This is a genomic window from Oceanisphaera pacifica, assembly GCF_017498065.1.
GTDB lineage: Bacteria > Pseudomonadota > Gammaproteobacteria > Enterobacterales > Aeromonadaceae > Oceanimonas > Oceanimonas pacifica.
In genome coordinates this window covers 204025-216408 of the sequence record NZ_JAGDFX010000001.1, presented here as the reverse complement: position 1 = coordinate 216408, position 12384 = coordinate 204025, and the positions used below count along the sequence as shown (strand labels likewise).

The 12384-nt window shown below is 48.5% G+C and carries 7 protein-coding genes; 3 read left to right on the top strand and 4 right to left on the bottom strand.

The annotated features are described in order from the left end of the window. Positions 1 to 307: 307 nt before the first annotated feature. On the bottom strand, positions 308 to 3466 hold the full coding sequence (gene putA / locus J3U76_RS00990; RefSeq protein WP_208003800.1) for a bifunctional proline dehydrogenase/L-glutamate gamma-semialdehyde dehydrogenase PutA: 3159 nt from the start codon (positions 3464 to 3466) through the stop codon (positions 308 to 310). A gap of 318 nt (positions 3467 to 3784) precedes the next feature. Between putA and J3U76_RS00985 the strand changes: the two genes are divergently transcribed. Continuing rightward, the gene (locus J3U76_RS00985; protein WP_208003799.1) at positions 3785 to 4741 is read left to right on the top strand and encodes a hypothetical protein; all 957 of its coding nucleotides are present in this window, start codon (positions 3785 to 3787) and stop codon (positions 4739 to 4741) included. A 238-nt stretch (positions 4742 to 4979) separates the two neighbouring features. Here J3U76_RS00985 and J3U76_RS00980 read toward each other — a convergent pair whose 3' ends face one another. From J3U76_RS00980 to J3U76_RS00970, 3 genes are all read right to left on the bottom strand, one after another. After that, on the bottom strand, positions 4980 to 5597 hold the full coding sequence (locus J3U76_RS00980) for a TIGR04211 family SH3 domain-containing protein (RefSeq protein ID WP_208003798.1): 618 nt from the start codon (positions 5595 to 5597) through the stop codon (positions 4980 to 4982). Positions 5598 to 5694: 97 nt separating this feature from the next. After that, the gene (locus J3U76_RS00975; protein WP_208003797.1) at positions 5695 to 6960 is read right to left on the bottom strand and encodes an inorganic phosphate transporter; all 1266 of its coding nucleotides are present in this window, start codon (positions 6958 to 6960) and stop codon (positions 5695 to 5697) included. A 20-nt stretch (positions 6961 to 6980) separates the two neighbouring features. Beyond that, complete coding sequence (locus J3U76_RS00970; protein WP_208003796.1) at positions 6981 to 7661, bottom strand: TIGR00153 family protein; 681 nt, start codon at positions 7659 to 7661, stop codon at positions 6981 to 6983. A 167-nt stretch (positions 7662 to 7828) separates the two neighbouring features. On the opposite strand from J3U76_RS00970, the gene J3U76_RS00965 reads away from it, so the two are divergent. After that, complete coding sequence (locus tag J3U76_RS00965) at positions 7829 to 9346, top strand: CYTH and CHAD domain-containing protein (RefSeq protein WP_208003795.1); 1518 nt, start codon at positions 7829 to 7831, stop codon at positions 9344 to 9346. A gap of 60 nt (positions 9347 to 9406) precedes the next feature. Continuing rightward, complete coding sequence (gene glnE / locus J3U76_RS00960) at positions 9407 to 12292, top strand: bifunctional [glutamate--ammonia ligase]-adenylyl-L-tyrosine phosphorylase/[glutamate--ammonia-ligase] adenylyltransferase (RefSeq protein ID WP_208003794.1); 2886 nt, start codon at positions 9407 to 9409, stop codon at positions 12290 to 12292. The last annotated feature ends 92 nt before the right edge of the window (positions 12293 to 12384 follow it).

The following is a 12384-nucleotide window of genomic DNA, read 5'->3' as shown; positions in this document are numbered from 1 at the left end:
CTCCTTGTAACACAATGTTCCAGTAGGGGCGGTTATTAAGTGTGCACCATGCTCTTTCTATGCAACTTAAAACAGCCCAGCTTATTGTTAATAGTTTCGTTTAAATAGGCTTTGGATTAATTGAATCCCATTAAGCTCAAATGAGCCTAGCCTATTTAATGCGCACTGGCCATTAGACCATAGTAATAATGTGGATACGGCCTCGTTATTAAACTGACCCCCTTCAGGAGCGATACGCCTTACGTTAAAGAAACACACCGCTTTGGCCTTTACATAAAGCGGTTGGCGTAAAGCGTACCGCTGTCTCTTAACCTTCCCCCAGTGACAGCAAAGTGGCATTACCGCCAATCGCAGTGGTGTTATTACTGATGGTTTTCTCAGTAATAAAGCGGGTGAGATAATGCGGGCCACCGGCTTTAGGGCCGGTACCCGATAACCCTTGGCCACCAAAAGGTTGTACCCCAACCATGGCACCAATTTGATCGCGATTAATATACACATTGCCCACGTTCGCCCGCTTAGCAATATGTTCAGCAAAGGTGGCGTTACGGCTATGAATGCCCAGTGTTAAGCCATATCCGGTATTATTAATATCATCAATCACTGCATCTATATCTGCTGCCTTAAAGCGGATCACATGCAAGATGGGACCAAAGTGTTCTTTACTAAGCTCGCTAATGGCGGCAATTTCTATGGCGGTGGGCGCAATAAACTCTCCTTGATGGCAGGCATCAGGCAAAGGCGTTTGCGCAATAATTGTTTTTCCTGCCGCTTGCATGGCCTCAAGGTGAGCCATTAAGCCTGCTTGCGCTTTTTTATCGATCACAGGCCCAACATCGGTAGACCATAAGGCAGGATCTCCGACACTGAGCTCCGCCATAGCCCCGGTCAGCAAGGTTAATACCCGCTCGGCAATGTCTTCTTGTAAATACAGTACTCGCAGTGCAGAGCAGCGCTGCCCCGCACTTTGAAAGGCGGCGCGCACTACATCTTTTACCACTTGTTCGGGCAGGGCGGATGAGTCCACAATCATGGCGTTTTGACCACCGGTTTCTGCAATTAAGGGGATCATGGCTCCTGAGCGCTGAGCCAAGGTTTGATTAATCGCCATCGCGGTTTGCGTTGAGCCGGTAAAGCAAACGCCTGCGATGCGCGGATCGCTAGTCAATGTCGCCCCCACCGTGGCGCCTTCGCCGGGTAACAACTGTAATACTTCTGGTGGAATGCCAGCCTTATGAGCCAATTCTGTGGCCAGTTGCGCAATTAAGCAGGTTTGCTCAGCAGGCTTGGCCAATACCGTATTGCCGGTGACTAAGGCAGCACTAACTTGTCCTAAAAAGATGGCCAGCGGAAAGTTCCACGGGCTAATACAGACAAAAGGGCCACGGCCTTGGGCTTGCAAGGTATTTAGCTCACCTGTGTAGCCGGGCAGTGTGGTGGGGGCCATTAGGCGTCGGCCTTCATTGGCATAATAGCGGCAAAAATCGACCGCCTCGCGCACTTCATCTATGCCATCTTGTAATAATTTACCGGCTTCTCGGGTACATAAAGAAACAAACTCGCTTTGATGATATTCAAGCAAATCGGCGAGCTTTTCTAATGCTTGTGCTCGTAGCTCAACTGGCGTGTCGCGCCAGGCAACAAACGCCGATTGCGCTCGAGTTATGGCGTGTTCCGTCAAGGTTGGGTCGGCAAAAACCACCTGACCAACAAGATGGCGTCTGTCTTGTGGGCTCATCACGTTGTGAGGCTTAGTACTATGCGCCTCTATAGTAGGGCTGGCTTGCCATTGTTTGTCTTTAAGTTGATTAAGGGCATTAAAAAAAGGAGTACGCATCCCCTCTATATTCATATTTAGGCCACAAGAGTTGATGCGATCAGGGAAGATGGCCAGCGGCAATGGAATTTTGTCGTTGGCAAGCTGCTCGCATTCAGCCAAAGAGACTTGAGGGTGGGTGATCAAGCTGTCAATGGGGGTGGCAGGATCCACGAGCTTATGCACAAAAGAGGTATTGGCCCCGTTTTCTAATAAGCGGCGCACTAAGTAAGGCAAGAGATCTTTATGCGCCCCTACGGGGGCATAAATACGACAATTTAGTGTGGGCTGCTCGGCCAATACGGCGTTATAGAGCTCTTCGCCCATGCCGTGCAAGCGTTGAAACTCATACGTTCGCTCCCCTGCCATGGCCATAATCGACACCACAGTGTGGGCGTTATGGGTGGCAAACTGCGGGTAAATCGCGCCTTTGGTAGCGTCACTTAATAAATAACGGGCACAGGCCAAATAAGAAAGATCGGTGCCGGCTTTGCGGGTAAAGACCGGGTAGCCATTAACGCCACCTTGTTGGCAGAGTTTGATTTCGCTGTCCCAATAGGCGCCTTTTACCAAGCGCAGTGGAATTTCATCGCCTTGTTCACGGGCCAATGCTGTTAACCAACATAATACTGGTAAGGCCCGTTTAGCGTAGGCTTGCACTACTATGCCTAACCCGCCCCATCCTTGATTGGTAGGATGGCGATATAAGGCCTCAAATAAGTCGAGCGACAGCTCAAGTCGGTCCATCTCTTCTGCATCTATGGTGACAAACACATCCAGTTGGCGGGCCAGCTCCAGTAGCTTAATCAGGGTATTGAATAGCTCAGTTAATACCCGCTCACGGTTGGCTTCTTCATAGCGCGGGTGCAGTGCCGAGAGCTTAATAGAGATAGACGGGCGGGGGGCGTTGGTTTTATCCAGCGCCTTGTTACCCACGGCGCGAATGGCATTGGCGTATTCTTGATAATACTGACGGGCGTCTGCGGCAGTAATCGCAGCTTCACCCAGCATATCGTAAGAGTGGGTATAACCTGCTTTACGTGCAGACTGGCTGGCGGCTAAGGCTTCTTTTATGGTGCGCCCCAACACAAACTGCTTACCCATTATCTTCATGGCACCGTACATGGCCGATCGCACCATGGGTTCGCCTAGGCGATGGATCATACGGTTAAGCACATTCGCCGGGTGGCCCTCTTGGTTTTTATCCAGGGTAATGACTCGGCCGGTAAGCATCAGTCCCCAAGTGGAAGCATTGACCAGTGTTGAGTCGCTTTGGCGAAAATACTTGGCCCAGTCGGCCCCCGATAACTTATCTTTAATGAGTGCATCTGCAGTATGGCTGTCGGGAATACGCAGCAAAGCTTCTGCCAAACACATTAAGATAATGCCTTCTTGAGTATCTAGGCTGTATTGTTGCAAAAAAGCGTCAATACCGTCACCGCCGTTACTCTCTTGGCGTACTCGTGTCACTAATTGATGGGCTTGTGCTTGAATTTGCGTCAAAGACTGACCTGTGTCTGATGCTTGCGCTAATAAAGACTCAAGGTAGTGGTTTTCATCAATAATATAGTGATCGGTAATGGCTTGGCGAAGCGAGGGCAAGTGACTGGGGCTATAACCGGGAGCAAATACAGCGGCGACGGTAAACATAACGACACTCCTAATTAGGACGAAAACGTGATCTTGTGATTCAAAATATACTAAGGTCAGGGTAATAGCAGCGCTAGTCTCTGCTATTTCGCTATATTTGAGAGCGAGTTGGCATTTAAATGGGCAAACTTAGAGAGAATCTCTGTTCTGCTTTAATTTGCTAGATGAGTGAGTCATAGGTGTCGGGTGGGTACAGGCATGCATCGCGTGAACACTTTCCAGAGATATAGCACTACGATGACAGTATGGGCACGTTGTTTGCTTGTTACGCCCCCTCTATAATATGCCCCCTTTTGTCAGTAATAAGTAAACAACATCGTGCATTATCAACGTCTTCCCAAGGGGTATTTAGCCCTTACTGTGGTTTATTTGATCACAGGTGCCTCCATTGCCGCTTCTATGGTTTTTTCGTTATTGCTGTTTCTCTCTTTAGAGCAAGGCTTGCTGATGAAGCTGATGTTTGGTGGCTTGGCCTTGGTTTTTGAGGTCGGAAAGTTCTATATCTGGTATGAAATGGGCGAGCGAATTAGCCGACGTGACTCTGTGGGGGCAGCTAAAGCTTTATGCTTCTATGTGGTGTTAGCAGGCTTATCGATTGCCGGTAGTGTGGGGGGGATTAATGCCGCCACTAATACTTTATTAGAGGGCGATGCGGCTAAGGCCAGTGAGGTACAAAGCTATAACGATAAAATTGCGGGCCTAGAGCGCGAAATTGAGATTAATGAGCAGGCCGCACAGGCTTATATTGATATGAATCGTATTGCCAATGGTATGACGAAGATGTTGGCGCGCAATACCGAGTTACGGGCACGCCAAGATGAACTGCGTCATGAGCGAGATCAAGTCGCGGTGACCAGCCAAAGCTCGTTAATGGGCTTAATGTCGAGCTTAGCCGACGGGTTAGGCTGGCCTTTAACTCGAGTGCAGTTTGGTATTGTGGCGGTGCTATCTATGTTATTGGACTTTTTTGCCGCCTTTTTTATCTCTTTATTAGGGGATGAAATTCGCTTTAGACGCAGCTTAAAAAAGCCAACCTTGTCAGAGTCTACTGAGTCTGAAGCAGAGCAAGCAGCAAAGCCTGCCGCTCCTATCCGTCCTGATTATTATCAAGACGTAGTCAATCAGTTAAGAACCGGAGAGCTGCGCTGTGCAAAAGGGGCGGTGGCGCGCATGTTAGAGAAGCCGTTAGAGGAAGTGGAAGATATCTTTCATTGGTTGCTACAAGATGACATTGTCTATCGCAAACCTAACCGCCACTTTGCAGTGAAGGGGTAAGAGCAGCGTCGAGCGCCCGGCTCCTAGCATCAAGCTTAAACAATGCGTACGGTTGCTTGTTAGATGGATCGCCGCGTCGTTGCACTCCTCGCAATGACCAAGAGTAGCGCCTAGCACCAAGCTTAAAAAAAACGCCGTACGACAAACCAGTCTGGTTCTTCGTACGGCGGTAAGCGTAAGGCGTACAGTGCATCACATAAGGCGTATTGCTGTTTGCTAACTAAGCGCTACTTTTACATCAATTCATCCAGCGGCCATTTTTACGCTTGCGGCGCAGTGGGATCATGGGTAAGAAAATACCCACCAATAAGCCCACGCCGGCTACTATGCCGCCATTTAATAACCAGTCTAAACGCATTTGATGTTCTTTATCATCCATCAAACTGGTTAGGCGTTGGTTTTCTTGCTTTAGTTCGGCATGTTGCTGGCGAACATCAACGAGCTGCTCATTTAACTCAGCCAGCTCTTGGTCTTGCTGTGCTAAACGGGCGCTCTTATCTAATATATCTTGCTGATGGCGTTCATCTGCAGTGTTTAGTCGTTGCTTAGTTTCTGCTAGTTGGGCTTCTAGCGCGGGTAACTTAGAGCGAAAGCTCTCGTTATTTTGCACAAAGTTACCATCAACCCAGCCAACTCTGCCGTCGGCATCGCGTATTTGTACATATTTAGTGCGCGCATCAGTGTCTAGCAGCGTCACAGGCTCACCTGCCTTAATGGAGCCAATAATGCGATATTTATTACTGGAGCCAGCATGTAAAAATGTGTGTACGTCATCAGCAATATAACGGTTAGCCGCTTGTGCCATACCTATCCATGACAGACAGCATAACAGCGCTACAAGAAGTTTTGCTTTCACCTAAAATTCCTTCAATCTCAACGATAAAGTCATGGTAATGGGTGCAGGGTACGAGGGCAAGAAGCAGGGGGCAAGAATGCCCCCTACAAAATGTGATTTAGCTAAAAGACCACTGAATAATATAGAAGAAAATAATGGCCAACACAGCGCCAGCTGGGAGCGTAACTACCCAAGAAACGACTATATTACGCAACACGTTAAGGTTGAGTGCGGCAATACCGCGAGCTAAGCCAACCCCCATTACGGCACCCACTAGCGTCTGGGTTGTCGAAATAGGCAAGCCCGTACCGGATGCGATCACCACTGTCGCAGCGGTTGCTAATTGTGCGGCAAAACCTCGGCTTGGGGTCAGGTGCGTAATGCCAGTGCCCACTGTGGCCATAACTTTATGACCTAATGATGCTAAGCCTATTACTATCCCTATGCCACCTAAGGGCAATATCCACCAAGCAATGCTGGATTTAGCGGCTATTTCACCTGAGCTTTGTACTATGCTCACCACGGCAGACAAAGGACCAATGGCATTGGCTACATCGTTAGAGCCGTGAGCAAAGGCCATGGCACAGGCGGTGACCACCATTAAAATGCCAAACACTTTCTCTACATTAGAGTACGACATATCTTTGTCATGGCTTGGGTTATATTCTTTACGCTTGATATAAAAACCACACAAGATGGCGGCAATCAAAGACAGAACAATCGATAGCCCCCAGCTTTGTAGGTCGTCCATCTCTAGCCCAACATGCTTAAGGCCTTTCTTTAAGGTCACTAAGCAAATGACCATAACGGTAAGAAAGATATAAACCGGCACGTATTTTTTGGCTGCTGCTAGTGGGTTTTCGGCATTAAAAATCAGCCGTTGCACACTAATAAAGGTAAAATAGGCCAGCACCCCAGAAAGAGCCGGGGTAATAATCCAAGAGCCAACTACGCCCCCCACTTTGCCCCAGTGCACGGCATCTGAGCCGAGTGAGACCAGTGCAAAACCAATAATGGCACCAATAATAGAGTGGGTAGTTGATACGGGCCAGCCGTAGAAAGAGGCTAATAGCAGCCAAGTACCTGCGGCCAGTAAAGACGCTATCATGCCAAACACTAATAAGTCGGGCTGATCAGAAAACGCATTAGAATCAATAATGCCGTTTTTAATGGTTGAGGTGACTTCACCGCCAGCTAAATAAGCCCCGGCAAATTCAAACACCATAGCAATAAGAATCGCTTGCTTAATGGTGAGCGAGCGTGTTCCTACCGATGTACCCATGGCATTTGCCACATCGTTTGCACCAATGCCCCAGGCCATAAAAAAGCCGAAGAGCGCCGCCACCAAAATAAGCCAGGTGCCGTAGTTCGCGATGATATCCATTTGTATACCTTGTTAGTCGCTCAAGAACGAGACAGCATTAGCTCTAAACGAGAACCGACTCGCTCAGCTTGATCTGCCAAATCACCCACCCACTCAAGGATCTTATATAAGAACATGATATCGATGGGGTTATAACCGTCTTCAATAGCTTGTAACTGCCGGCGCAGCTGAGCTTGCATCACATCAGTATCATCTTCAATAATATCTAACTGATGGATCATCTCAGAGACTAAGTCCATTTCACGACCTTTAAAGCCGGTTTCTAACAGCTCGTCGAGTTCATCAATGGCTTTAGCAGCTTGAGCCGTAGCATCAATACAGCGGCTCAGATAAATCATAAAGTCGGTTTTGAGTTGTATCGGTATGCCCATTTGGCGACCGATGATACGACCTGAAATATCTTTTGCTTTGTTGGCTATTTTGTCTTGTTGTGTCAGCAGCTCTAGCATGTCGGTACGCTCTACCGGCATAAACAGACCACGCGGTAATTTGAGGCGAATTTCTCGCTTCAAGGTATCTGCTTCACGCTCAAGCTGTGAAATACGACGCTGAATAAGCTCAGCTTGTTCCCAATCTTGTTCCCACATGGCGTCAAAGAAAGGAATTAACTGTTGCGCTGCTTCATGCACTTTTACAACATGCTTTTGCAGCGGCTTAATTGGAGACTTGGCAAAGAGCCCTAAAATAGTATTTACTGGCATGGATGACCCTGTGTCGGCGAAAAAACACTCGATACATAAATGTGGCGCGAATGGTAACTTAACTACTCAGGCAAGAAAACCGCATTTTTAACAATACTGTGGTAAATACCACTTGTTCTTTATATTTAAACTTTAAAATCAATGGTTTGGGATTATGGGTCGCCATTATGGATACTGAAATTGAACTGAAATTTTTGGTTACACCTGAGCTGGGAGAGCAATTACCTGCGTTGTTACAGCCCTATCATATTAGCCAACAGGATCAACAACATTTAGCGAATACCTACTTTGATACCGCCGATTTAGCACTGGGCAGTATAAAAGCCGGGCTGCGTATTCGCAGTCAAAATGGTCAAATGGAGCAAACCGTAAAGCTTGCAGGCAGCCAAGTGGGCGGCTTACACCAAAGACCTGAATATAATGTTCCGCTAACAGTACACAGCCCCGACTTATCACTTTTTGCTGCCGATATTTGGCCTGAAGAGGTAAACGTTGAGCAGGTGCAGCAACGTTTACAGCCTTTGTTTAGTACCGATTTTTTACGCCAACGTTGGCTCATTATCCTAGGTGATACCGAGGTTGAGCTCGCGCTAGATTCGGGCGAAGTGCAGGCGGGCTATCAGCGAGAAGCCATTCACGAGTTAGAGCTTGAATTGGTAAAAGGTGATGTATCACAACTATTTAAACTGGCCGACGAGCTAGTAAAAGCAGGGGGCCTACGCTTAGGCGCCGTTTCAAAGGCGCAGCGCGGCTATCGTCTGGCAGGTTTTGGTGCTGCGCCTCAATTACAGATGCTAGAGCCGCTACCACTGACGCAGACTGATCATTGTGAACAGACCATGGTGGCGTTGCTGCACAAAGGGCTCGCACATTGGCAGCATCACGAAGAAGGGTGGCTGGCAGAGCCGGGCGAGCGGTTAGAGTGGTTAATACAACTAAGAGAAGGGGTGTCTTTGGTACACCAAACCCTACTGTTGTTTAATGATCAAGTATCGCACCGCGTTAATAGTGGCTGGATAGATGATTTATTGTGGTTACAACAACAGCTGTCTTGGTTAGATAGGGCACAGATGCTGGCCTACTTAACTGCCGATAAAGGACATTATTTGCGTCGTCTCGACTGTCAGTCTTCGGTATTAAGCTTGCTAGAAGAGCAACAGCAACAGCTGCCTAATGAAGCCGATATTGAGTCGCTATTTTACAGCGCGCGCTATGGTCGCTTAATGTTGGGGCTCACTCATTGGTTATATCGCCAAGATTGGCGCGCTGGGTTAGCAGCAGAGCAAGCGGCTGGGCTAGCAGCCCCAGTGGCAGAATTAGCACAACAGCGATTAGATGAAAGCTGGCATGTATTACGCCACAGCGCCTTGGGGGAGGAGCAGTTAACCGGTGAGCGCTATATTCAGCAAAAAGGTAAACTTAGGCGCAATTTAATGGTGGGCTTATGTTTTAGTACCTTATATTCGCCACTCGACAGTATTGGTTTTCGTATGCCGTGGCTTGATATTCTGCGCGGCATAGAAGATTTAGATATGCTCTCGCCCTTGGCTGAGGTACAAGAGTCGCTTGAGGAGAATGAAGCGGGCGAACTCAAAAGCTGGTTGTCTCGTAAGCAGCAGTTTCTATTAGAGGCGCTAGAGCAATCTCGTCGCCAAGCCTTACAATTAAAGCCCTATTGGCAATAGCTTGGCAAGGCCATCAGTTTGTTCTCGCCATTCTTATTTATGATGTAAAAGGATCACTCTATGCTCGACATGCCTCCCTTATTGTTGGCGCAAGCTGATAAGCAGTGGGCTCGCTTTGTAGAAAGTGCCACAAGTAGCCAAGGGGGCTGTGAGTGTGCTAATCACATCAGCGAGTCGCGCCGCCGCGCGCTATATCGTTTATTTGCTTGTAGTGACTTTGCCGCCGATAGTTTGTGCCAGCAGCCGGAGCTGGCGCTCGATATTGATGAGGTGGCCGATCTGGCTAATAGCCAGCGCGCCCATGGCTATACAAGCAAGCTCGCAGAACAGCTCGCTGATATTCGCGACCAAGCTGATTTACTGCGTATTTTGCGGCGTTTTCGTCGTCGTGAGCTATTAGTGATTGCGTGGCGAGAAATGCTACTCGGTGCCAAGGTTGAAGAGAGCTTTGAGCATATTTCGGCATTAGCCGATGCACTTATTTTAGCCGCCTATCGTTGGCTGTATCAAAGTCAATGTAATGAGCTAGGCACTCCCACCGATGCCGATGGCCAAGCCGTGCCTATGTTAATTGTGGGCATGGGCAAGCTTGGGGGGCGTGAGCTTAACTTTTCTTCTGATATCGACCTTATTTTTACCTTTCCCCATAACGGCGTGACTCAAGGCGGTCGACGCGAGTTGGCGAATCAGCAGTTTTTTATTCGCCTAGGCCAAAAGCTAGTCAATGCCTTGCACCAAACCACCATAGACGGCCAAGTGTATCGAGTAGATATGCGGCTGCGCCCCTTTGGTGAGTCGGGCCCTTTGGCGATGAGCTTTACCGGTATGGAAGATTACTACCAGCATCATGGTCGTACTTGGGAGCGCTATGCCATGGTAAAGGCGCGCGTAATTAATGGCGAAGGGGAATATAGTGATCAGCTACGCGCCATGCTCAGGCCCTTTGTATTTCGCCGTTATATCGACTTTGGTGTGATTGACTCGTTACGACAAATGAAAGCCATGATTGCCGCTGAAGTGCGTCGTAAAGGGCTGCACGATAATATTAAGTTAGGGGCAGGGGGCATTCGTGAAATTGAATTTATTGCGCAGGTCTTTCAGCTGATCCGTGGCGGCCGCGAACCCTCATTGCAGGTGCGCCATTTACCCACAGCGCTGGCAGCCATTGAGGCACTGGGCGATATAAGTGCCGATGATGCCAAGCAATTGCACCAAAGTTATCGCTTGTTACGCCAAGTTGAGAACTTTTTGCAGGCGTTTGACGATCAACAAACACAAACCCTGCCTCATGATGAGTTGAACTGCAGCAGACTCGCCTGGTTAACCGGCCATGCCAACTGGGACGGTTTCTACCAACAACTGCGAAGTGCCATGTCGCGAGTGCGTCAGCACTTTGATGGACTAATTGGTGACAGTACAGAAGCAGAAGAAGAGGGGGCAGCACAAGTCTGGTTTGATGTCTGGCAAACCGAGCTAGATGAGGCTGAGTTAGTCCCCTTGTTAGAAGAGCAAGGGCTAGATCAAGATAAAGCCAGGCGCTTGGCCCAAGCGCTACAAGGCTTTAAAGACGAATGTCCGCGCCGCGCCATGGGCCCACAAGGGCGCGAGGCACTTGATACCTTGATGCCGGTATTATTAGAAAAAATAAGCTTAACTGAAACGCCGGGCATGCTCTTTGGGCGGTTGCAAAACCTGTTATTAAAAGTGGCCACTCGCACCGCATACCTGCAATTACTAGTAGAAAATGCCGGCGCCTTGACCCAGTTAATTCGATTGTGTGAGGCCAGCTCATTAATTGCTGAGCAGTTGGCTCAATACCCCATTTTGTTAGATGAGTTGTTAGTACCTCACGTCTTGTATAACCCCATACCACTTGATGGCTATAAAGATGATTTACGCCAATTTTTGCTGCGCGTACCAGAAGAAGATGTGGAGCAGCAAATGGAAGCGTTGCGCCAGTTTAAGCAAATTCACTTGTTACGTATTGCAGCAGCAGACATTGCGGGTGTGATGCCGCTGATGAAAGTGAGCGATCACTTAACTTGGTTGGCTGAAGCCATTGTAGAAGAAGTGATTAATCAAGCGTGGACACAAATTAGTGCCCGCCACGGTGTGCCGACAATGCTTGCCGATCATACTCATCACGGATTTGGTGTCATCGCTTACGGTAAACTGGGTGGGTTAGAACTAGCCTATAGTTCAGATCTCGATTTAGTGTTTGTACATCAAGCGGGGTTAACTGGGCAAACCAACGGCAAAAAGCCACTGGATGTACGGCAGTTTTATCTGCGCTTGGCACAGCGTATTATTCACTTATTTAGCACCCGCACCCCCAGTGGTGTGCTCTATGAACTGGATATGCGCTTAAGGCCCAGTGGCGATTCTGGCTTAATGGTGAGCCCGTTAGATGCTTATCAAGCTTACTTACAAGGCCAAGCTTGGACTTGGGAGCATCAGGCTTTGGTGCGCAGCCGTATGATAGTGGGGGATCAGGCCTTACAAGACGCCTTTGCCAAGGTGCGTAAAGACACCCTAACCTGCAAACGTGATAAAGCCGCGCTTGCAGAAGATGTTATAAAAATGCGGGAAAAAATGCGCTCCCATTTACTTAAAGTGCGAGCGGGCGAGTTTCATCTTAAGCAATCTGTGGGTGGCTTAGTTGATATTGAGTTTTTGACTCAATATTTGGTACTGGCCTATGGGCCTGACTACCCTGCCCTAACACGCTGGTCTGATAATATGCGAATTTTGGAGGTAGCGGTTGAGGTAGGCTTACTGGAGGAAGATGAAGCACAGCGCTTAAAAGCCGCCTACTCAGGCTTAAGAAACCGCGGCCACAGGTTAAGCCTCTCCGACCAAGCCGGCCGCGTCCCCGACACCGAGTTATTACAAGAGCGACAATGGGTCACGAACAGCTGGCAAAAATGGCTTAACATACAGCTGTAAGTTATCAGCTATCAGCCGTCAGCGAAGGTCAAATACAGAGCTAAACAGCCACCTCGATAAGATCGGGTGGCTGTTTTTAACTGACAGCTTAA